We start from the raw sequence: 21,940 nt of genomic DNA on the forward strand, positions 1-21,940 counted from the left end.
ACAGCGGCCAGCCGGAACTGATGTGCCGCCGCGCGCAGGACGTGGATTTCTCGGGCCTGCACTTTGCCGCGCTGGTGGCGGGGCCAGGCCTGGGCGACGACGGCGATACGGTGGAGCTGCTGCAGCGCACGTTCGAGAGCGACAGCCCGCTGCTGCTCGACGCGGACGCGCTGAACCTGATGGCGGCCGAGCCGGAACTGCAATCGGCGCTGGCCGTGCGCACGGGCGCGGGCGCGACAATCTTGACGCCGCATCCGCTGGAAGCGGCACGCCTGCTCGACCTGACGGTGGCAGAGGTGCAGGCCGACCGCCTGGGCGCGGCGCGCCAGCTGGCGGCGCAGCTGGGCGTCATCGTCGTATTGAAAGGGTCGGGCACGGTGATCGCCGCGCAGGATGGCAGCGTGGTGGTCAACAACACGGGCGGCCCCGCGCTGGCGACGGCAGGCACGGGCGACGTGTTGTCAGGCCTGTGCGGCAGCCTGCTGGCGCAGGGCTGGCCCGAGTGGGAAGCGGCGCTCGGTGCCGTCTGGCTGCATGGCGCGGCAGCCGATGCGCTGGTGGCCGCTGGCAGCGGCCCGATCGGCTTGACGGCGGGGGAATTGATCCCGGCGATACGCAGGTTGATCAATGCCTTGTCGGCATAGGCATGCGGTGCGGTGGTGTTGGATTACGCTGCGCTAATCCAACCTACGGCCCGGAGGTCGGGTAGGTCGGATTAGCGCGCAGCGCGTAATCCGACAATTACCACCAGCAATCACACCAGCCTGCCTGCCGCAATCGTGATGGTCCGCCCGCAGCGGGCCGCGATCGAGCTGTCGTGCGTGACCAGCACCAGGGTCGAACCCCGCTCACGGTTCAACTCGAACATCAGCTGGATCACGGCTTCGCCTGTAGCGGCGTCCAGGCTGCCCGTCGGCTCGTCGGCGAACAGCAGCGGCGGTTCCGTCACGAAGGCGCGCGCCAGCGCCACGCGCTGCTGCTCGCCGCCGGACAGGTATTTCGGATAGTGTTTCAGGCGGCTGCCCAGGTTGACCCTGCCCAGCATGGCTTGCGCCTTTTCCTTCGCGTCCGGGTCACCGCGTAATTCCAGCGGCAGCATGACGTTTTCCAGCGCCGTCAGGTGGGCCAGCAGCTGGAACGATTGGAACACGAAACCGAGCTTTTCCTTGCGGAAACCGGCGCGCCCGTCTTCATCGAGGGCGAAGATATCCGTGCCGTCAAGGATGACCTTGCCCCCGCTGGGGGTATCCAGACCGGCCAGCAAGCCCAGCAAGGTGGACTTGCCGGAACCGGAGGCGCCGACGATGGCCAGCGTCTCCGCCGTTTGCACGGTAAAATCGACTTGATGCAGGATGGTCAGCTCACCATCGGCATCGGGTACGCGCTTGGCCAGCTGGACCACTTCGATGGCCGGCCGGGCATTTTGTCTGTTTTGACTATTGAGTGCGGCGGGCCGCTGGGCCGCCGCGTCTGATGGAAGAAAACTGGTGGAAGTCGCTTTAGGGAATTCGGGCATGCTGATCTATCTTAAAAAATTTCGTGAACAAATAAGTATCCAGGGCGACAATCCGTTGCGGCGGCGCACTCTGTCCTTGCTTCCTGCGGCAGCCCTGCTCCTGGTGTCAGGCATGACGAACGCCTATTCTGCACCAAAAACGCTGCTGGTGCTTGGCGATAGTCTGTCGGCCGAGTATGGCCTGGCACGCGGTACTGGCTGGGTGGCGCTGCTGGAACAGCGGCTGGCCGCGCAAAAGAATGACACGCGCATCGTCAACGCCAGCATCAGCGGCGAGACCACCAGCGGCGGCCGCGCGCGCCTGCCCGCCCTGCTGGCCAAACACCAGCCCGATGTCGTGCTGATCGAACTGGGCGCCAACGACGGCTTGCGTGGCTTGCCCGTGGCCGCCGCCGAAGCGAATCTGCGCGCCATGGGGGAAGCGGCCAAAAAAACGGGCGCGCAGGTGGTGCTGGTGGGCATGCGCATGCCGCCCAACTATGGCCGCGCCTATGGCGAGCAGTTTTATGGCTTGTACGGCAAGCTGGCGAAGGAATGGAAGGCGCCGCTGGTGCCCTTCATGTTCGAAGGCATCGCCGACCAGCCGCAGCTATTCCAGGCCGACCGCATGCACCCGAATGCCAAGGCGCATCCGACCATCCTGAAAAACATCTGGCCGCAACTGGCGCCGTTGCTGAAAGCCAAGTAAGACCCCAAATTCTGCAGACAAAAAAATAGCCGCTCGAAAGCGGCTATTTTTATGCATGGAAACTAAATCTTACGGTGCTGGCGCTGGGGCCGCTGGCGCGGTCACCGGCTTGACGATCTTCACCTTGGCCTTGGCTTTCAGGTACTCGACGTAATCGTACATTTCCTGTTGTGCCAGGATGCCGCTGATCTGGTCTTTCTCTTGCTGGCGGCGTGCCGCGTCCACTTGTGCCGGTTGCTGCACCTTGCCGATGCGGTAGATGCCGTAGCCCAGGGCTGGCAGGTCCACGCCCACGTACGCTGGCAGCTTGCTCGTGTCGGCTTTCATGACTTGCGCGATGGCAGCGCGGTTGATGCCGTCGAGCTTGCTGCGCGACACCCATTGCGCGGCGCCGAAACCGGTCGCATCACCCGAAGCCTTCAAGGCGGCCAGCTTGGCTTCGCCCGCTTTCTTGGCCAGCTTTTCCGCTTCTTCCATCGTCACGCGCTGACGGATCATCGCTTCGACTTCGGCCAGCGGACGCTTGCTTGCTGGCTTGAATTCCACCACGCGGCCGGCGATCAGCACGTTCGGTGCGACGGTGACGGCTTCCGTATTGCGCTTGTCTTTCAAGGAATCGTTCGAGAAGATGGCGGTCAGAAACTTGGCGTTGTTGAACGGCGCCTTGCCCAGTGCCGGCGACGGCGTGCGCGACAGGTTGGCGACGCTTTCCACTTTCAGTTTCAGCTTGTCGGCCACCGGTTTCAGGCTGTCCGATTGCTCGTAGACCGTGTTGGTGAACGTTTCCGCCATTTCCGAGTATTTCTTGGCAGCAAATTGCTTGCGCAAGTCGGCCGTGATTTCGCCGCGCACTTCATCGAGTGCCTTGACGTGCTGTGGCTTGAGCGAGGTGACGGTCAGGATGTGGTAACCGAAATCGGAAGCGACGACATCGCTGATTTCGCCTTGCTTGAGCTTGCTTACCGCGCTCAGCAGTGGTGCCGGCAAGCCATCCTTGCCAATCACGCCCAGGTCGCCGCCCTGTTCGGCGGAGGCCGGGTCTTCCGACTTGGCTTTGGCCACGGCGGCAAAGCTGGCAGGCGTTTTGCGCACGTCAGCCAGGATGGCTTCAGCCTTGGCCTTGGCGGCTGCCTTGTCGGCGGCCGAGGCGTCTTTCTTGACGGCGACGAGGATGTGGCTGGCCTGGCGCGCTTCTGGCGTCGTGTAGGCTTTCTGGTTCTTCGCGTAGTAGCCGGTGACGTCGGCTTCGGTGACGTCGACTTGCTCGCCGGCGGCGCTGTCGTCCAGCACGACGTATTCGATCTTCGCTTGTTCCGGGATTTCGAAGAACTTGCTGTTCTTGTCATAGAAAGCCTTGATCATGGCGTCCGTCACTTTGACTTCCGACACGTACTGGGCGATCGGCAGCAGCAGTTCCTGCACTTCACGCTCTTCCGAGGTGATGTCGGACAGGCGCTTGGAGACGGTGCTCGGCGCGAAGGCGGTACCTTGCACGGCGCCGGCCAGTTGCTGCAGGGCCATATCGCTGCGGCGGCGCGCATCGTACATCTGCGGCGTCATGCCTTGCGCGGCCAGCATGGCCTTGTAGCGTTCCAGGTCGAATTTACCGTCCGGCAAGGTCAGGCCTGGGATTTCCAGCACTTCCTTTTGCAGCACGGCATCGCTGATGACCAGGTGGCTACGGCCCACTTCGGCGGCCACGGCGCGCTCGGCGATCAGGTTGTCGAGGATGCTCTGGCGCGCTTCCGGCGTGTCAAACATTTTCTGGTCGAACTGCTCGCCCATCATCTGGCGGTAGCGGTCGATCTGCTGGCGTTGCGCTTCTTCATATTGCTGCTGCGTAACGACCTGGTCGCCGACCTTGGCGATGGTGTTCGCGCCGTCGCCGAAGCTTTGGTAGCCGCTGATACCGACCAGTGCAAAAGACGGGACGATGACCAGCATCAAGAGAAACTGCATCAAGCGTCGATGGGTACGAATAAATTCAAACATGGTCAGCCAATTCGGGATGAGTGGATCACTATAAAAAAAGGCGAACATGCGTTCGCCTTGATTTCTTCGGCGGAATGGACGGGACAGATGTCCACTTCCCCTTTAGATTCAACAACTTGGCGCTGGAACTAAAGCAGGATTCTGACGCCCAAGCCATTATCTCCTGATTCTACAATGCCCATAGCGCTATAGCAAGAGTAAATCAGGGCGCGCGCCCTGCCCTGGCGCCGCGTGGACGGCAAGGCGCCGGGCTCACGCATTTAACCGGACGCAGCTTAAAGCCGATTTAAACGCAGGCTTTTTTATTCAACATGGCAGGACGGGATTTTAAAAACAGGCGCGCCGAGATAATCTGGCGCTGGAAAAGAAAAACCCGCGCTACTTATTCAGCAGCGCGGGCTTCTATATTCTGGCGGAGCGGACGGGACTCGAACCCGCGACCCCCGACGTGACAGGCCGGTATTCTAACCAACTGAACTACCACTCCTTAAGAGCGTATTTTTTTGGCGGAGCGGACGGGACTCGAACCCGCGACCTCCGACGTGACAGGCCGGCATTCTAACCAACTGAACTACCACTCCGAAAAATACACAGTACTGCTTGCATTTGTATTCAAGGTTGCGATTCGCAGAACTTCAACCCTGAAATCGCGGCACCCGAAAGCGCCGCCAAATGTTTCCGGTGATTGTCACCTCACCGAAGTCCGTTAGTTTACAGCATCCTTCAAAGCTTTACCAGCTTTAAATTTTGGAACTTTTGCTGCTTCGATCGTGATCGCTTCTTTGGTACGCGGATTGCGGCCGGTACGCTCAGCGCGTTCGCTGACCGAGAAAGTGCCAAAACCAACCAGCGTCACGCTGTCGTTGTTTTTCAAAGTTTCCGTCACGCCGCCGATAACAGCGTCGAGTGCGCGCGCAGCGGCGGCTTTGGAAATGTCAGCTTTTTCAGCAATGTGGTCGATCAATTCAGTCTTGTTCACTAGCATCCCCAATTACAAAGGTATAAAACGATTACCGTATCGTTGCGGCACTTTTGGCACCACAGCTGTCCGGCGAAAAAATGTGCAGGCGTATTAAACAAGCCACACTGTATATGTGTCAAGCGCTTTGGGGGCGCAATTCACGTTTCAATATAAAACAAGCGCTCTAAAAGCGCTTGTTTGGGGAAAACAGGGGTAAAACGTTAGTGTTTTACCACCTCGCCAGCCGCATCAGGCTTGGCCGCGGCGGCCGTGACAGCCTCCACCGCAGCGACTTCCACCAATGGCTCAGGCATGCGTTCAAGCGCGATTTCCAGCACTTTGTCGATCCAGCGCACGGGCACGATCTCCAGCTTGTTCTTGACGTTGTCCGGAATTTCGGCCAGGTCTTTCACATTCTGCTCTGGAATCAGGACCGTCTTGATGCCGCCGCGATGGGCCGCCAGCAGCTTCTCTTTCAGGCCGCCGATCGGCAACACTTCGCCGCGCAAGGTGATCTCGCCCGTCATCGCCACGTCGGCGCGCACGGGGATGCCCGTGAAGACCGACACCATCGCCACCGTCATGGCCGCGCCAGCCGAAGGACCGTCCTTCGGTGTCGCGCCTTCCGGCACGTGGATGTGGATGTCGCTCTTCTCGAACACGTCCGCCTTGATGCCCAGGCGCTGCGCCCGGCTGCGCACCACCGTGCGGGCGGCCTCGATCGACTCTTTCATGACGTCGCCCAGGGTACCCGTGCGGATGATGCCGCCCTTGCCCGGCATCGACACGGCTTCGATGGTCAGCAGATCGCCGCCCACTTCCGTCCATGCCAGACCGACCACCTGGCCCACCTGGTTTTCTTTCTCTGCGACACCGAAATCATAGCGGCGCACGCCGAGGAATTTATCCAGGTTCTTCGAGTTGACAATGACTTTCTTGTCGGATTTCTTCAGCAGCAGCATCTTCACCACCTTGCGGCAGATCTTCGACACTTCACGCTCGAGCGAACGCACACCGGCTTCCCGCGTGTAGTAGCGGATGATGTCGCGCAAGGCCGACTCGGCCACCGAGATTTCCTCTTCCTTCAAGCCATTGTTCTTGATCTGCTTCGGCAGCAGATAACGCTGCGCGATGCTGGTCTTTTCATCTTCCGTGTAACCGGACAGACGGATCACTTCCATGCGGTCAAGCAAGGCTGGCGGAATATTGTACGAGTTCGACGTGGCCACGAACATCACGTCCGAGAGGTCGAAATCGACTTCGATGTAATGGTCGGAGAACGTGTGGTTCTGTTCCGGGTCTAACACTTCCAGCAGGGCCGACGACGGATCGCCACGGAAATCGGCGCCCATCTTGTCGACTTCATCGAGCAGGAACAGAGGATTGCGCACGCCGACCTTCGACAGCGATTGCAAGATCTTGCCCGGCATCGAGCCGATGTAGGTGCGGCGGTGGCCGCGGATCTCGGCTTCGTCGCGCACGCCGCCCAGGGCCATGCGCACGAACTTGCGGTTCGTGGCGCGGGCGATGGACTGGCCCAGCGAGGTCTTGCCCACGCCCGGAGGACCGACGAAGCACAGGATAGGCGCTTTCAGCTTGTCGACGCGCTGTTGCACCGCGAGGTATTCCAGGATGCGTTCCTTGACCTTGTCGAGGCCGTAGTGGTCGCCCTCGAGCACTTTTTCCGCATTCGCCAGGTCGTTATTGACCTTGGATTTCTTTTTCCAAGGCAAGTTGACCAGCGTATCGATGTAGTTGCGCACGACGGTGGCTTCGGCCGACATCGGCGACATCAGCTTGAGCTTTTTCAGTTCGTTGGTCGCCTTGTCGAGCGCTTCCTTCGGCATTTTTGCCGAAGCGACCTTTTTCTCCAGCTCGTCGAGGTCGGCACCATCTTCGCCCTCGCCCAGTTCTTTCTGGATCGCCTTGACTTGCTCGTTCAGGTAATACTCGCGCTGCGATTTTTCCATCTGGCGCTTGACGCGACCGCGGATGCGCTTTTCCACCTGCAAGATGTCGAGCTCGCCTTCGAGCTGGCCCAGCAGGTGTTCGAGGCGCTTGGCCACGCTGAAAATTTCCAGGATGACTTGTTTTTGCTCCAGCTTCAGCGGCAGATGCGCGGCCACCGTGTCGGCCAGGCGGCCGGCATCGTCGATGCCCGACAGGGATGCCAGGATTTCCGGTGGAATCTTTTTGTTCAGTTTGACGTACTGGTCGAACTGCTGCACGATCGCGCGGCGCATGGCTTCGACTTCCGACTCGTCGCCCGGCTCGGACTCGAGCGGCGTCAGGTCGGCGATGAAGTGCGTCGGCGCATCGCTGATGTGGTTGATACGGGCACGCTGCGCGCCTTCGACCAGCACCTTGACGGTGCCATCGGGCAGCTTCAGCATTTGCAGAATATTGGCGACACAGCCAATTTCATAGATATCCGAAGGGGACGGCTCGTCCTTCGCGGCTGCTTTTTGAGCGGCAAGCATGATGCTCTTGCCCTGCTCCATCGCAGCTTCCAGCGCCTTGATCGACTTTGGACGGCCAACGAACAGCGGTATCACCATATGCGGGAAAACGACGACATCCCGCAACGGCAATAACGGCAGTTGAGTTTGCTCAGTTAATTTGGAAGTTGTCATGGCGTACCTTATAGAAAGCGTGTTTACGATGTTGGCGCTCGCTGCCAAAACACAAGACCGGCGAGAATAAATAATTCTGTGAAACAAACATTTTTTTGTCTATTTCGCAAAACACACCCGCATGACTGTAACAAATGCAGTTTTCACAGTAAAAAAGCCACACGCAGCTAAGCGCCGCGAGTGGCTTTCCGATTGAAGCCTGCACTCATTGATTTAAATTGTACTGCCATGCATTAAGGAATCAAAACCCTTTTTATGCATTTGTCTCGGCAGTAATCAATTTTCTCCGGAGGCCTTGGCAGTCTCTTGATAAATCAACAAAGGTTTGGCGCCACTGGTGATGGTATTTTCGTCGATGACGACCTTCACCACATTTTGTTCGCTCGGCAGTTCGTACATGACGTCCAGCAAAGCATGTTCCAGGATGGAACGCAGGCCACGGGCACCGGTCTTGCGCGCCAACGCCTTCTTGGCGATCGCATGCAGGGCGGCCGGACGAATCTCCAGTTCCGCGCCTTCCATCTCGAGCAGCTTCGAATACTGCTTGATCAGCGCATTCTTCGGCTCGACCAGGATCTGGATCAGCGCCTCTTCCGTCAATTCCGCCAGGGTGGCGATGACGGGCAGACGACCGACCAGTTCCGGGATCAGGCCGAACTTGACCAGATCTTCCGGTTCCGCTTGCAACATCAGTTCGCTGGCCGAGCTTTGCGACTTGCTGCGCACGGTAGCCGAGAAGCCGATGCCGCTCTTTTCGGAACGGTTGGCGATCACTTTCGACAGGCCGTCGAAGGCACCGCCGCAGATGAACATGATGTTGGTCGTGTCGATCTGCACGAAATCCTGGTTCGGGTGCTTGCGGCCGCCTTGTGGCGGCACGGAAGCCATCGTGCCTTCGATGAGTTTCAACAAGGCTTGCTGCACGCCCTCGCCCGACACGTCGCGCGTGATGGACGGATTGTCGGACTTGCGCGAAATCTTGTCGATCTCATCGATGTAGACGATGCCGCGCTGGGCTTTCTCGACGTCATAGTTGCAGCTTTGCAGCAGCTTCTGGATGATGTTTTCCACGTCTTCACCCACGTAACCGGCTTCGGTCAGGGTGGTGGCGTCGGCGATCACGAACGGCACGTTGAGCATGCGCGCCAGGGTCTGTGCCAGCAGGGTCTTGCCCGAGCCGGTAGGACCGACCAGCAAGATGTTGCTCTTGGCCAGTTCGATGTCGTCTTTCTTGCCCAGGTGCTTGAGGCGCTTGTAATGGTTGTACACCGCCACCGACAGGATGCGCTTGGCAGTCTGCTGGCCGATCACGTACTGATCGAGCAAGGCGGCAATTTCTTGCGGCGTCGGCAGGTCGGATTTGGTACCGGTCACCGTCTCGATGCTCGACGTTTCATCACGGATGATGTCGTTGCACAGGTCGATGCACTCGTCGCAAATGAACACGGACGGGCCGGCGATGAGTTTCTTCACCTCGTGCTGGCTTTTGCCGCAGAACGAGCAATACAGTAATTTTTCGCCGCTAGAGGATTTTTTGTCTGACATAAGGCATTTTGGTTGGAACTGCATTAACAATATTGCAAAATCGCAAGCCGGAGTGCGGTAGTTGCCCGCAAAGGCAGCCACCCATGGCGCAAGTCAACAACGTGCACAAGCTCCATGCTACCCGAAATAAAAGCGAAACGCCCGAACGTTTGATCGCCCGGGCGTTTACTTACGTACTTAGCAATACCGGTAGGGGCTCATCAAGCGCGGCTGGTCAACACTTTGTCGATCAAACCATACTCAACGGCCTCGTCGGCGGACATGAAACGGTCGCGGTCGGTATCCTTGGCGATCTGTTCGATCGTCTGGCCCGTGCGCTCGGCCATGATGCCGTTCAAGCGGGTGCGCAGGTAAAGGATTTCCTTCGCCTGGATCTCGATGTCGGACGCCATGCCTTGCGAACCACCGGACGGCTGGTGAATCATGATGCGCGAGTTCGGCAGCGAGAAACGCTTGCCCTTGGCGCCAGCGGCCAGCAGGAAAGCGCCCATCGAGGCAGCCATGCCCGTGCACAGGGTCGAGACGTCCGGCTTGATGAACTGCATGGTGTCGTAGATGGCCATGCCGGCCGAGACCGAACCACCTGGCGAGTTGATGTAGAGCGAGATTTCCTTTTCCGGATTTTCGCTTTCCAGGAACAGCAGCTGGGCGACAACCAGGTTGGCCATCTGGTCATTGACCGGGCCGACCATGAAAATCAAGCGTTCCTTCAGCAGGCGCGAGTAAATATCATACGAGCGCTCGCCGCGACCGCTTTGTTCCACCACCATCGGCACCAGGCCGAGCATCTCTGTGTCCAGCGCCGGATTACGGTTCATACCTGTCATTTCATTTCCTTGTGAAGCAGTTAGAGGGCGCCGCCTCGGCCTTGCGGCCGGGAGCGGCGTCCGGATACCAACTGGTTTACGCTTGTGCGTTGCTTCCCATCAGTTCGTCGAAAGCAACTGCTTTCGTCGTGACTTTCGACAGGCCCAACACGTAAGTGACGACGTTTTCTTCCAATACAAGGGCTTCGATCTCACCCAGACGACGACGGTCGCTGTAGTAGTACTTCAGCACCTCGCGTGGATCTTCGTAGCTTTGGGCGAAATCTTCGATTTGCGCCTTGACTTGCTCAGGCGTAGCCTGCAGGTTGTTGTCGCCCACCAGTTGCGACAGGATCAGGCCCAGGCGTACGCGACGCTCGGCTTTTTCCGCGAACAGTTCTGCTGGGAAAGGCACGTCCTTGACGTTCATGCCGCGCTGCGCCATGTCTTGACGGGTCATTTCGGCCAGACGCTCGGAATCCTGAGCGATCAGGGTTTTTGGCACTTCCAGCTCAGCAACTTTGATCAGCGCGTCCATGACGGCTTCCTTGTTGCGTGCTTTCACGCGGCCAGCGACTTCGCGCTGCAGGTTGACTTTGATGTCTTCGCGCATTTTGGCCAGGTCGCCATCGGCAACGCCCAGCGATTTGGCGAATTCAGCATCGACTTCCGGCAGGTGCGCCCATTCCAGCTTTTGCAGGGTGATGGTGAACGAAGCGGTTTTGCCGGCCACGTCCTTGCCATGGTAGTCCTCAGGGAACGACAATGGGAAAGTCTTGGACTCGCCCACTTTCAGGCCCAGCGTCGCTGCTTCGAATTCTGGCAGCATGCGGCCTTCGCCCAGCACGAAAGCGTAGCCTTCAGCTTTGCCGCCTGGGAATTCAACGCCGTCGATCGAGCCGACGAAGTCGACGGTCACGCGGTCGCCGTTGGCAGCGATCGGCTCACCGCCGTCGCCGTGTTCGCCAGCTTCGCCCTTGGTGTGGAAGTGCACGCGCTGCTTGCGCAGGATATCGATGGTCTTGTCGATTTCGGCTTCCGACACTTCGGCTTGCACGGTTTCGATTTCAACGGCCGTCAGGTCGCCGATGACGACTTCCGGATACACTTCGAACGTTGCATCGAAAGCCAGCTGGCCTTCGGCTGCTTCTTCTTTCGGCACGATGTTCGGGAAACCGGCCACGCGCAGATTGTTTTCGTTGGCGGCGTCGTTGAACGCGCGGCCGACTTTGTCGTTCAGCACTTCGGATTCAATTTGGTAGCCGTATTGTGCTGCGACCATTTTCAACGGCACTTTGCCCGGACGGAAGCCCGGTGCCTTAGCCGTACGGGCTTGCACTTTCAGGCGCTTCTCAACTTCCGTGCGGACGTCCGTCAGCGGGAAGGAGATCGTGATACGACGTTCGAGTTTGCCCAAGGTTTCGACTGCAGTTGCCATGTAAAAAATCGTCCAAAAAATAAACACTGTTGGTGCGAGAAAAGAAGACCCGACCCCTTGCGCCATCGCTGACGGCAAGACATGGGTCCAGCTTCACTCGCTCGCATATTCATCTGTAAAAGTACTGAAAACAGGACGATGGACCTGGTCTACCCGGCTGAGGGAAAAACCCGCACCAGGCACCAAACAATCCGCCGCTTCCAGTACTGCGACAGGGCTCCGAGCGTCCAGCCTTGCTTCCAAGTAAATGCAAGGCAGGCCATCATTCGGTAAAGCGTGGCATTATAACAAAGGACTTCGGGAAAGTGGCTGGCCTTACAGCCCGGCCACAGAGGATGCCAGCGGTGGCGAATGAATCGCCACAGCCTGGGTTGCCCTGTCTTTACTCTTGCCCCGGCATTCCTTATTTCGCCAGAGACAGGCTTTCCAGCCTGCTTCGTTCATTAGTATATGCGAACTGTCGCTCCGTCCGAAACAAAGAAATGCGCTCCTGACGAAGATTTCAGTCAAAAAACCTTTGATTTAGCTCAATTTGGCCATTTTTCAGGCAAACCTAAGCCGCCGCGCGCCTCTCCAAGTGAATTTAATGGAGAAAATATCATGAGCGATAGCGCACCCGGCGGTTCCAGCAACGCCAAAGCCAAGCTGCAAATGGTCCTCAGCCGCCTGCTCGACGGCGTAAGCGATGACGACCTGCAAAAAATCCAGACGGAAGTCGATGAAATGGAATTGCGCATGCAGGGAGACGGTCATCACGACCACGACCACCCCACCGCCGCCTGATCCGGCAATGGCTGCGCTTACTGCGCTTGCCGTGCGTGCCGCGCCACCGGATGCGGACGTGCTGGCCGCCGTGGAAACGGCACTGGTGACCCACCGTGCCTTTGGTGACAGCAACTATATCCGCGACCAGCTGGCCGTCGCCTACCGGCGGCGGCTGCACAAGCTCGGTGGCGCCCTGCCCGAGGCGGAAAGCCTGGCCACGCTGCTGGATGCGGCACCACCCGCGCGCCAGCGCCAGTTGCTGGGCGACACGGTGCTGCGCTGCGCCGTCCAGCACGCCATGCGCCAGTTGCAGCTGGGCGACGAATACGGCTTGCCTTTGCCGCAATGCGCGGCACTGTTCCGGGCGGCGGGCGAGCACTTGCGCGCGGACTTGCCCGGCGGCCCGCTGGCGGCCCATTTGCCGCCCATGGCGCGGCTGCACGACGAAGGCAGCCTGCAGGACCAGGACACGTATATCTGGCATGCCTGGCAGGAAGGCACGCCGTATGCGCGCGCTTTTCTTGCCGTGATGGAAGATAACTACGGCGCGCCGCTGGCCACCCCTACGCCGCAGGAACGAGCCCTGCTGCGCCGGGGCCTTCGGCTGCTGGAAACCCTGCTGCCCCGCCTGACGGCCAGCGCGCTTTCTCATGTACAACTAATCGCCCTGTTTCCCAAGCTGGGCACGTGGCGCGGCAAGGCGTCGAGTTCGCAATTTCGCGTCAATGGCAGCGTGTTCCTGAACCAGGAACTGATCGGCAACCCCTGGTGGCTGGCCGAGCACTTGTTGCACGAGTCGCTGCACCAGAAACTGTACGACTTCCGCCATGGCCACAGCCTGCTGGCGCCCGACTATGCGCGCGACGATGGCGCCAGGGTCTGCTCGCTGTGGAATGCGCCCGATGATGACGGCAATCACTACTGGGATGCCCACCGCACCCTGGCCGCCTTCCACGTGTACGTCCACCTGGCCTTGCTGTGCCTGCTGGCCGAGCAGCAGGAAGCGGCGCTGGCGCCCCAATACGGCCCCATCGGCCAGCACATGAGCGGCAGCGGGCGCGCCATCGACCGCGCCCGCTACCTGGGCGAGCAATTGCACAGCACTACCTGGCCGGAGCTGGGATTGGCGGGGCGGCAGATGACGCACTGGCTGCTCGATGTGCTCGACGCGCTCGACACGCAACGGCGGCCCAGCGGCGCCACCCTGCACCTGCTGCTCGACCTGTACGAGCGCCAGAGCCGCAAGCTCGACACGTATCTGACGCAGCAGCCGCCACCGCGCAGCGACACGCTGGGCTTGCAGGCGCAGCAAGAGTTGGCGATGACGCGGCAGGCACTGCACATGCTGGACAGGGAACTGCCGCCTTCGCCTCCAGCGCAGGAGCACGACTGGCCGCAGGCGCGGCAACGCGTGTTGCAGGCACTCTGGCCGCTGAGCGAGGATGAAACACTGATGGGTAACTCTGGCTACCCGCAGGCGCAGGCGCTGGTTGTGCAGATGGTGCAACTATCGAGCCGGCAACTGGCCGCACTGGGGGCTTTGGGTTGAAAAATACGAATTCAGGGAAAATCTTGATGGTGCTGCACGTCCGGGCTGGAGCAACCCGGATTGGTGCGGATGGGGAGACTCGAACTCCCAAGCCGAAGCACTGGCTTCTAAGACCAGCGTGTCTACCAATTCCACCACATCCGCATTTTGTACTACTTTGTACTACTTGCTCCCCTGATTTTAACAACTCGGGAGCGATCTGGCTACCGTGGACTGATCAAGCAAGCCCTCGGTAAAGCAAAGGCGGCATTCTACTGGATTTCCCAGAGGAATGCCGCCTTTTTTATGCCGACACCTTGATGCCGATTTCTAGCCCTCTTTTGCCGTCGCCGGCTCCGGCTTCTTGACCCGGAACCAAGCCGCATACAGCGCCGGCAGGAACAGTAAAGTTAAAGCCGTCGCCAGGATCAGGCCGCCCATGATGGCCACCGCCATCGGACCCCAGAAAACGGAGCGCGACAGGGGAATCATGGCCAGCGCGGCGGCGGCGGCCGTCAGCACGATGGGGCGGCAGCGGCGCACGGCCGAGTCGATGATGGCGTCCCATGGCGCCGAGCCATCGTTGATGTCTTGCTCGATCTGATCGACCAGGATCACCGAGTTGCGGATGATCATGCCGAACAGCGCGATGATGCCCAGGTTGGCCACAAAACCAAGTGGCCGGCCCAGCGCCAGCAAGGCAAACGCGGCGCCCGCCACGCCCAGCGGCCCCGTCAGGAATACCAGCAAGGAACGCGAGAAACTGTGCAGCTGCAGCATCAGCAAGGTGAAGATGATGAAGATGGCCAGCGGCAAGTTGGTCGCAATCGATGCTTCCGCCTCGCCGCTGTCGGCCGCCACGCCCTTCACGGTGATGCGGTAGCCGTCCGGCATTTTGGCCCGTAAAGCGTCGAGCTGCGGCGCCAGCTGCGTCGAGACCGTCGCGCCCTGGATACCGTCGACCACGTCCGATTGCACGGTAATCGCCCATTCGCGCTTGTCGCGCCAGACCACGCCCGGCTCCCACACGAAATGCACGCGGGCCAGCTGCGAGATGGGCACGGACTTGCCCGTTGCTGTCGGAATATTCGTGTCATTCAGCACGGAAATCGTCGCCCGCTCCTCCAGCGGCTGGCGCACCTGGATATCGATCAGCTTGTTGTCTTCGCGGAACTGGCCGATGACGGTGCCCGACAGTATCGTATTGGCCGCCTGCATCACGGTTTTCGAGGTGACGCCCAGCGCACGCATCTTGTCCTGGTCCAGGTCCAGGCGCAGCACCTTCACCGACTCATTCCAGTTATCGTTGACGCCCAGGGTGTTCGGATTGGCGCGCATGATGTCCTTGACCTGGTCGGCGATGGCGCGCACACCCGCCACTTCCGGCCCCGTGACACGGAATTGCACGGGATACGGCACCGGTGGTCCGTTCGGCAACAGTTTGACCCTGCCCCGCACTTCCGGGAAATCCTTCTTGAAGACATCGATGATCTTCTGGCGCAGGCGCTCGCGGTCCGCCAGGCTCTTCGGCAGGATCACCACTTGCGACACATTGGTCTGCGGGAAGATCTGGTCCAGCGGCAGGTAGAAACGGGGACTGCCCGTGCCCACATAGCTGGTGATGCTGTCCACTCCGTCGAGCTTGCCCACAAAAGCCTCGAATTTCTTCACCTGCTTTTCATTCGCGGCAAAGGTCGTGCCCTCAGGCGACCACAGCTCCACCATCAGTTCCGGGCGACTGGAATCGGGGAAGAATTGCTTTTCGATAAAATTGAAACCATAGATGCCCAGCGCAAAGATGGCCAGGGTGGCGGCGATCGTCGTCTTGCGCCATTCCACGCACCAGGTGACGGCGCGGCGGAAGCGGCGGAAGTTCGGCGTATCGAACAATTCATGGTCGTTGTGCGCGTGCGGTTTCACTTTCAGCAAAACATAGCCGATGTAAGGCGTGAAGACGACGGCCACCACCCACGAAATGATCAGGGCCAGCGCATTGACGGAGAACAGGGAGAACGTGTATTCGCCGGCGGCCGACTTGGCCAGGCCGATGGGCAAAAAGCCCGCCACCGTGATCAATGTCCCCGTCAGCATGGGCATGGCCGTCGACGTGTAGGCGAAGGTGGCCGCGTCAAAGCGCGACATGCCCTCTTCCATCTTGCGCACCATCATTTCGACGGCAATGATGGCGTCATCGACCAGCAAGCCCAGCGCGATGATCAGGGCGCCCAGCGAGATCTTGTGCAAGTCGATGTCGAGCAGACGCATGAACAGGAACGTAACGGCCAGCACCAGCGGGATGGTCAGCGCCACCACCAGGCCGGGCCGCACGTCGATGCGCAGCGGTTTCGTGTGCAAGCCCAGCGCGACAAAGCTGACGGCCAGCACGATCAGAATGGCTTCGATCAGGGTATGCACGAACTCGCCCACGGAGGCGGACACGGCTTCCGGCTGGTTCGACACGCGCTGCAGCTCTATGCCGACCGGCAATTCACTCTTCATGCGCGTCACCGTCGCTTGCAAGGCCTTGCCCATGTCAATGATGTTGCCACCCTTTTCCATCGACACGCCCAGGCCAATCACTTCCTTGCCATTGAAACGCATCTTGTCCTTCGGTGGATCGACGAATTCGCGCTTCACCGTGGCAAAGTCGCCGAGGCGGAAGGTGGTGCCGTTGGCGCGCAGTTCCAGGTTTTCCAGGTCCTTGACGGTGACCATGGCGCCCGTCACGCGCACTTGCAGGTTGTCCGTGGGCGTCACCAGCACGCCCGTGGCGTTGATGCTGTTTTGCTCGGACAATTGCTGCACGATGGCGTCAAAAGGAATGCCCAGCTGGGCAAATTTCTTGTGCGAAAAGATGATATTGATCTTTTCATCTTGCACGCCGAACAGTTCCACCTTCGACACCTGCCCCACGGCCAGCAGTTCCTGGCGCACCTTGTCCGCGTAATCCTTCATTTCCGCGTAGGTAAAACCGTCGCCGGACAGGGCGAAGATGGAACCATACGTGTCGCCGAACTCGTCATTGAAGAACGGGCCCACCACGCCGGCCGGCAAGGTGCCCTTGATGTCGCCGATCTTCTTGCGTACCTGGTACCAGGCGGCCGCCGTTTCCTTGGGCGGCGCCGATTCGCGCAGCTCCAGCAAGATCAGGGTTTCACCGGGTTTCGAATAACTGGTGATTTCATTGATGTACGGTGTTTCCTGCAGCTTCTTTTCCAGCTTGTCCGTCACCTGCTCGGCCATCTGCAGCGCCGTGGCGCCGGGCCAGTATGCCTGCAAGACCATGGCGCGGAAAGTAAACGGGGGATCTTCATCCTGGCCCAGGCTGGCATAGCTGAGCATGCCGCCGATCAGCAGCACGGCCATCAGGTAGCGCGTCAGCGGAATGTGTTCGAGGGCCCAGCGCGACAGATTGAAGCCGCCCTTCATTTGACGGCCCCTACGCTGACGGCGGCCGCGGCGACATCGGGTTTGCTGGCCAGTTCGGCGCCCAGGATCGAGACTTTCTGCCCAGGCTTGAGCAGGTTGACGCCGGCCGTGACCACCGTCTGCCCCGCTTTCACGCCCGAGGTCAGCAGCAATTCATTGCCCGCCACGCCGCCCACCGTCACCGGCACCAGCTTCACGACGCCGTTTTCCACCACCCACACGGAGCTTTGCGACTTTTCATTGAACAGGGCCGTCAGCGGCACCTTGATCTGCGGCGTGGCCGTTTTCGAGGCGAACTGCACCACCGCCGTCATGCCCAGGCGCGCCTGCGGCGCGTCCGGGATGCTGACCTTGGCGATATAGGTGCGCGTGGCGGGATCGGCCACGGGCGACACTTCGCGTATCTTGCCCGACAGCGCCTGCTTCGGGTCGGCCCACAGGCGCACCACCACATCCTTGACGCCGCGCAAGGTCTCGACCTTGTCTTCGGGAATGCCGATCACGACTTCCTTCTCGCCGCTTTTCGCCACTTGCACCACGGGCGCGCCGGGCGCCACCACCTGCCCCACTTCCGCCTCGATGCGCGTGACGACGCCATCGACGTCGGCCAGCAAGCTGGCATAGCCGGACTGATTCGCCTGGCCACGGTACAGGGCTTGCGCCGCTTCCACGTTCGCCTGCGCCGCCTTGTAGGTGGCATTTTTACCATCGAGCACGGCCTGGCTGACGAAATTTTTCTCGCGCAAATCCTGGTAGCGCTTCAATTCGGCGCGCGCCAGGTCGCGGCTCGTTTCCGCGCTGACCAGCGAAGCCTTGGCCTGGGCCTGCGACAGCTGCAAGTCGACGGGGTCGAGCTGCATCAGCACTTGCCCCTTTTTCACGCTGGCGCCCACATCGACCTTGCGCGCGACGATCTTGCCGCCCACGCGGAAACCCAGCTGCGACACGACGCGGGGCACGACCTCGCCCGCCAGCTCGGCACTCACGTCAACATTGCTGCTAGACAACACGATCGCGCGCACGGGGCGCACGTCTTCCACTTTGACGGCGGGCTTGGAACAGGCCGCCAGGGTCAGCGCCAGGGCGGCGGCGGCAATCAGCCGCAGGGCGGGCAGCGCGGGTGCGCCGGTCTCGCGGCGCAGGGTTTTCAGGGCAAACAAGGTATTTTCCTTTACTATGCGGGCTGTTGGATTTTTGCATGAGGAAACTTTTAGCTGGCTAGCCAAACTTTTTCGCACGCGATATCCTTAAATTTGTGACAATATCAGCTGGATCATGACAGGGAGTGACTTCCCCTAATGACTTTCTGGTTATTAATTATAATCGTGCGTAAAAGTTTTTAGTGACTTTTGCGTCATTAATCTTGAGCCGTACAACGTCCGCCACATTCCAGCGTTTCAGGGGTGCCGGACAAACGCAAGACTAGAGAAGCGTGTTCAATGCCTGTAGACCATTACGAAAATTTTCCTGTTGCATCATTTTTACTGCCGCGCCGCCTGGTGCCTGCCGTCGAAGCCATCTATGCCTTCGCCCGCAGCGCCGACGACCTGGCCGATGAAGGCGACGCCACGCCGGCCGAACGCCTGGCCTCGCTGCACGCCTACGAAGAGGCGTTGGGCCGCATCGCCCGCGAAGAAGGCCATGCTGGCGAGCATGCCGCCATGTTCGAACGCCTGGCCGCCGTCATCGCCAAACACCAGCTGCCGCTGAAGCCGTTTTACGATCTGTTGTCGGCCTTCAAGCAGGATGTGCAGACGACGCGCTACGCCAGCTACGACGACGTGCTCGACTACTGCGCCCGCTCCGCCAACCCCGTGGGGCTGCTGATGCTGCACCTGTACGGTGCGGCCGATGAACAGAATGTACGCGATTCCGATGCCATATGTTCAGCTTTGCAACTAATTAATTTCCTGCAAGACGTCGCCATCGACCAGCAAAAGGAACGCATCTACCTGCCGATGGAAGACTTGACCCGCTTTGCCGTCTCCGCCGCCGCCTTCGAGCGGCCCGAGGCGCACGGCAAGTGGAGCGCCCTGATGCGCTTCGAAGTGGCCCGCACGCGCGCCCTGATGCTGTCCGGCGCGCCGCTGGCCCTGCGTTTGCGCGGGCGCATCGGCTGGGAGCTGCGTCTCGTGGTGCAAGGGGGCTTGCGCATCCTCGAAGCCATCGAAGCCGTCAATTACGACGTGTTCCGGCGCCGCCCCAAGCTGGAGAAACGCGACTGGCTGATCATTTTCTGGCGCGCGCTGCGCATGTCGCGCAAAAGCCTGCATCAAGAGACGCAAGTAAAAACGGCTTTTCCCCCGTCGCCCACTCTGTAAGACGATAGAATAGCGGCTTCGATCTGCAACCCTTGCTCTTTTGACTATGTCTCCCGACGAATACTGCCAACAAAAGGCCGCCCAGAGCGGCTCCAGCTTCTACTACAGCTTCCTGTTCCTGCCGGCCGAACGCCGCAAGGCCATCACGGCCCTGTACGCGTTCTGCCGCGAAGTCGATGACACGGTCGATGACTGCACGGACGAAGCCGTGGCACGCACCAAGCTGGTCTGGTGGCGCAAGGAAGTCAAGGCCATGTACGAGGGTCTCCCCACGCATCCCGTGATGCGCGCGCTGGAGCCGCACCTGGCCGTGTATCAACTGGAAGAAAAGCATTTGCAGGCCATCATCGACGGCATGGAAATGGACTTGAACCAGACCCGCTACCTCGATTACCAGGCCATGAGCCGCTATTGCTGGCATGTGGCCAGCGTGGTGGGCATCTTGTCGGCCAGCATCTTCGGCGCGACCCGCCCGGAAACGCTGCTGTACGCGGAAAAACTGGGTCATGCCTTCCAGCTGACCAATATCATCCGCGACGTGGGCGAAGATGCGCGCAAGGGGCGCATCTATTTGCCGATCAGCGAATTGCAGCAGTTCAATGTGACGGCGGCCGACCTGCTGAACGCGCGCCACAGCGAAGCCTTTGAAAACCTCATGCGTTTCCAGGTGGCGCGCGCGCAAAAGGCGTATGACGAAGCGTTCGCCCTGCTGCCGGCCGAAGACCGCCGCGCCCAGCGCCCGGGCCTGATCATGGCCGCCATCTACCGCACGGTGCTCAATGAAGTCGAGCGCGACGGTTATCACGTGTTGAAACAGCGCATCTCGCTCACGCCGATCCGCAAACTGTGGCTGGCCTGGAAGACCTGGATTCGTGGCTGAGAGTAGCGTGAAGCAACGCTACGCCATCATCGGCGCCGGCTGGGCCGGCTGCGCGGCGGCCATGGAACTGGCGCGCGCCGGCCATGGCGTCACCGTCTACGAGGCGGCGCGCACCCTGGGCGGCCGCGCGCGCCGGGTCGAACGGGAAAACACGGTACTCGACAACGGCCAGCACATCTTGCTGGGCGCCTACACGGAAACCTTGCGCCTGATCAAGCTCGCGGGCCAGGACCCTGCCGAACTGATCCTCACCCTGCCCCTGCAGATGCGTTATCCGGCGAACTCCGGTGGCATGGATTTTCTCGCGCCGCGCCTGCCTGCGCCGCTGCACCTGGCCTGGGCCCTGCTGCGCGCCAAGGGTTTATTGCGCGCCGACAAGCTGGCCCTGATGCGCTTTTCCACCGCCATGCGGACGATGGGCTGGCAGTTGTACAACGATTGCTCGCTGACCGAGTTGCTGCAGCGCTTCGACCAGACGGACCGCTTGAACCGGCTGATGTGGCACCCGCTGTGCCTGGCCGCGCTGAACACGCCGCCCGAGCGGGCCTCGGCGCGCGTCTTCCTCAACGTGCTGCGCGACAGCCTGGGGGCGAGCCGCCGACGCGCCTCCGACATGCTGATCCCGAAAGCGAACCTGAGTGCCCTGTTGCCCGAGGCGGCCGCCCGCTACCTGGCGCAGCATGGCGGCGCAGTACGCACGGGCGCCAAGGTGGCTGCCTTGCACGCCTTGCCCGATGGCCGTTGGCAGCTCGATGACGGCGAGCACTATGCTGGCGTGATCGTCGCCACCTCGTCCGTGCAGGCCGCCAGCCTGCTGCAAGACTTGAACGACGCACGCCTGGACGACGTCATCAATCGCATGCAGGCGTTCACGCCGGAAGCCATCAGCACCTGCTACCTGCAATACGACGCCAGCGTGCGCCTGGACTTGCCGTTTTACGCGCTCGTCGATGCGCCAGAACAACAGCACTGGGGTCAGTTCGTCTTCGACCGGGGCCAGCTCGACAGCAAGCAGGCGGGCTTGCTGGCCGTCGTCATCAGCGCCTCCGGTCCTGCCGCCGAGCAAGGCCACGCGCCGCTGGCGCAAGCCATCGCGGCGCAACTGGCGCAAGTATTGCAGCGTCCGGAACTGGCGCAACCGGCCTGGACCCAGTTGATCACGGAAAAGCGCGCCACGTTTGCCTGCACACCGGATTTATTGCGTCCCGGCAACGCCAGCGGCGTGCCGGGCTTGCTGCTGGCCGGCGACTACACGGCCAATGATGACCGGACGCAAGACTATCCGGCCACCATCGAGGCGGCCGTGCGCAGCGGCGTGGCGGCGGCCAGGGCCTTCACCACGGGCAAGGCGGCAAAGTAGACGACGGTGCATCCTCCCCTGGTGTCGCTCGCCCCCGCGAAATTGCATTCTGTCGCACCGCACTGGTGCGCTAGGCCG

16 protein-coding genes and 3 tRNA genes are annotated in these 21,940 nt (G+C 60.6%); 7 read left to right on the forward strand and 12 right to left on the reverse strand.

Features of this window, described 5'->3' with window-relative positions; translation table 11 throughout:
• On the forward strand, window positions 1-644 hold a 644-nt coding region (locus K0F86_RS27555), incomplete at its 5' end, for an NAD(P)H-hydrate dehydratase (protein WP_257572170.1).
• 110 nt (window positions 645-754) lie between these two features.
• Here the strand turns inward: K0F86_RS27555 and K0F86_RS15315 are convergent.
• Window positions 755-1,516, reverse strand: coding sequence for an ABC transporter ATP-binding protein (locus K0F86_RS15315; RefSeq protein ID WP_374197295.1), 762 nt, complete (start codon window positions 1,514-1,516; stop codon window positions 755-757).
• Window positions 1,517-1,628: 112 nt separating this feature from the next.
• Between K0F86_RS15315 and K0F86_RS15320 the strand changes: the two genes are divergently transcribed.
• Window positions 1,629-2,204 carry an arylesterase gene (locus tag K0F86_RS15320; RefSeq protein ID WP_219135217.1) on the forward strand — a complete coding sequence of 192 codons (576 nt, stop codon included), beginning with the start codon at window positions 1,629-1,631 and terminating at the stop codon, window positions 2,202-2,204.
• Between the two features lie 69 nt (window positions 2,205-2,273).
• Here the strand turns inward: K0F86_RS15320 and K0F86_RS15325 are convergent, their stop codons facing one another.
• The 8 genes from K0F86_RS15325 to tig form a co-directional block, all read right to left on the reverse strand.
• Window positions 2,274-4,196, reverse strand: a complete 1,923-nt coding sequence (locus K0F86_RS15325) for a SurA N-terminal domain-containing protein (RefSeq protein WP_219135218.1) — start codon at window positions 4,194-4,196, stop codon at window positions 2,274-2,276.
• A gap of 410 nt (window positions 4,197-4,606) precedes the next feature.
• Window positions 4,607-4,683: transfer RNA gene (locus tag K0F86_RS15330), tRNA-Asp, on the reverse strand.
• Window positions 4,684-4,700: 17 nt separating this feature from the next.
• Window positions 4,701-4,777, reverse strand: a tRNA-Asp gene (locus tag K0F86_RS15335).
• A gap of 125 nt (window positions 4,778-4,902) precedes the next feature.
• On the reverse strand, window positions 4,903-5,175 hold the full coding sequence (locus K0F86_RS15340) for an HU family DNA-binding protein (protein WP_010398442.1): 273 nt from the start codon (window positions 5,173-5,175) through the stop codon (window positions 4,903-4,905).
• Window positions 5,176-5,378: 203 nt separating this feature from the next.
• The gene (lon, locus tag K0F86_RS15345; protein WP_219135219.1) at window positions 5,379-7,790 is read right to left on the reverse strand and encodes an endopeptidase La; all 2,412 of its coding nucleotides are present in this window, start codon (window positions 7,788-7,790) and stop codon (window positions 5,379-5,381) included.
• Between the two features lie 276 nt (window positions 7,791-8,066).
• A complete protein-coding gene (gene clpX / locus K0F86_RS15350) occupies window positions 8,067-9,335 on the reverse strand; it encodes an ATP-dependent Clp protease ATP-binding subunit ClpX (protein WP_010398446.1) in 1,269 nt (422 codons plus the stop codon).
• Between the two features lie 200 nt (window positions 9,336-9,535).
• Entirely contained in the window at window positions 9,536-10,153 is a 618-nt protein-coding gene (gene clpP, locus K0F86_RS15355) for an ATP-dependent Clp endopeptidase proteolytic subunit ClpP (RefSeq protein WP_369811567.1), read from the reverse strand.
• Between the two features lie 85 nt (window positions 10,154-10,238).
• On the reverse strand, window positions 10,239-11,579 hold the full coding sequence (gene tig / locus K0F86_RS15360; protein WP_219135220.1) for a trigger factor: 1,341 nt from the start codon (window positions 11,577-11,579) through the stop codon (window positions 10,239-10,241).
• 600 nt (window positions 11,580-12,179) lie between these two features.
• Here tig and K0F86_RS15365 point away from each other — a divergent pair.
• Window positions 12,180-12,362, forward strand: coding sequence for a hypothetical protein (locus K0F86_RS15365; RefSeq protein WP_099763919.1), 183 nt, complete (start codon window positions 12,180-12,182; stop codon window positions 12,360-12,362).
• A 7-nt stretch (window positions 12,363-12,369) separates the two neighbouring features.
• Complete coding sequence (locus K0F86_RS15370) at window positions 12,370-13,893, forward strand: hypothetical protein (protein WP_219135221.1); 1,524 nt, start codon at window positions 12,370-12,372, stop codon at window positions 13,891-13,893.
• A gap of 61 nt (window positions 13,894-13,954) precedes the next feature.
• On the opposite strand, the gene K0F86_RS15375 is transcribed toward K0F86_RS15370, so the two are convergent.
• The 3 genes from K0F86_RS15375 to K0F86_RS15385 all read right to left on the reverse strand — a co-directional run bounded on the left by K0F86_RS15375 (window position 13,955) and on the right by K0F86_RS15385 (window position 18,461).
• A tRNA-Leu gene (locus K0F86_RS15375) sits at window positions 13,955-14,037 on the reverse strand.
• A 165-nt stretch (window positions 14,038-14,202) separates the two neighbouring features.
• Window positions 14,203-17,301, reverse strand: coding sequence for an efflux RND transporter permease subunit (locus tag K0F86_RS15380; protein WP_219135222.1), 3,099 nt, complete (start codon window positions 17,299-17,301; stop codon window positions 14,203-14,205).
• Window positions 17,298-18,461 (reverse strand): efflux RND transporter periplasmic adaptor subunit, encoded by a 1,164-nt coding sequence (locus K0F86_RS15385; RefSeq protein ID WP_219135223.1) that lies wholly within the window; start codon window positions 18,459-18,461, stop codon window positions 17,298-17,300. Before K0F86_RS15385 ends, K0F86_RS15380 begins: the two co-directional genes overlap by 4 nt.
• 279 nt (window positions 18,462-18,740) lie before the next feature.
• On the opposite strand from K0F86_RS15385, the gene hpnC reads away from it, so the two are divergent.
• The 3 genes from hpnC to hpnE are packed head-to-tail and all read left to right on the forward strand — an operon-like array spanning window position 18,741 to window position 21,862.
• Window positions 18,741-19,622, forward strand: coding sequence for a squalene synthase HpnC (hpnC, locus tag K0F86_RS15390; RefSeq protein ID WP_219135224.1), 882 nt, complete (start codon window positions 18,741-18,743; stop codon window positions 19,620-19,622).
• Between the two features lie 46 nt (window positions 19,623-19,668).
• On the forward strand, window positions 19,669-20,502 hold the full coding sequence (gene hpnD / locus K0F86_RS15395; protein ID WP_219135352.1) for a presqualene diphosphate synthase HpnD: 834 nt from the start codon (window positions 19,669-19,671) through the stop codon (window positions 20,500-20,502).
• A 7-nt stretch (window positions 20,503-20,509) separates the two neighbouring features.
• On the forward strand, window positions 20,510-21,862 hold the full coding sequence (hpnE, locus tag K0F86_RS15400) for a hydroxysqualene dehydroxylase HpnE (RefSeq protein WP_306823203.1): 1,353 nt from the start codon (window positions 20,510-20,512) through the stop codon (window positions 21,860-21,862).
• The last annotated feature ends 78 nt before the right edge of the window (window positions 21,863-21,940 follow it).

This window comes from Janthinobacterium sp. UMAB-60 (assembly GCF_900095235.1).
Lineage (GTDB): Bacteria > Pseudomonadota > Gammaproteobacteria > Burkholderiales > Burkholderiaceae_D > Janthinobacterium.

Excerpts from the sequence above, each read along its gene's own strand:
- K0F86_RS15315 (WP_374197295.1), bottom strand. The coding sequence starts at position 1,516 with ATGCCCGAATTCCCTAAAGCGACTTCCACCAGTTTTCTTCCATCAGAC.
- K0F86_RS15320 (WP_219135217.1), top strand. The coding sequence starts at position 1,629 with ATGACGAACGCCTATTCTGCACCAAAAACGCTGCTGGTGCTTGGCGAT.
- K0F86_RS15325 (WP_219135218.1), bottom strand. The coding sequence starts at position 4,196 with ATGTTTGAATTTATTCGTACCCATCGACGCTTGATGCAGTTTCTCTTG.
- lon (WP_219135219.1), bottom strand. The coding sequence starts at position 7,790 with ATGACAACTTCCAAATTAACTGAGCAAACTCAACTGCCGTTATTGCCG.
- clpX (WP_010398446.1), bottom strand. The coding sequence starts at position 9,335 with ATGTCAGACAAAAAATCCTCTAGCGGCGAAAAATTACTGTATTGCTCG.
- clpP (WP_369811567.1), bottom strand. The coding sequence starts at position 10,153 with ATGAACCGTAATCCGGCGCTGGACACAGAGATGCTCGGCCTGGTGCCG.
- tig (WP_219135220.1), bottom strand. The coding sequence starts at position 11,579 with ATGGCAACTGCAGTCGAAACCTTGGGCAAACTCGAACGTCGTATCACG.
- K0F86_RS15365 (WP_099763919.1), top strand. The coding sequence starts at position 12,180 with ATGAGCGATAGCGCACCCGGCGGTTCCAGCAACGCCAAAGCCAAGCTG.
- K0F86_RS15370 (WP_219135221.1), top strand. The coding sequence starts at position 12,370 with ATGGCTGCGCTTACTGCGCTTGCCGTGCGTGCCGCGCCACCGGATGCG.
- K0F86_RS15380 (WP_219135222.1), bottom strand. The coding sequence starts at position 17,301 with ATGAAGGGCGGCTTCAATCTGTCGCGCTGGGCCCTCGAACACATTCCG.
- hpnC (WP_219135224.1), top strand. The coding sequence starts at position 18,741 with ATGCCTGTAGACCATTACGAAAATTTTCCTGTTGCATCATTTTTACTG.
- hpnD (WP_219135352.1), top strand. The coding sequence starts at position 19,669 with ATGTCTCCCGACGAATACTGCCAACAAAAGGCCGCCCAGAGCGGCTCC.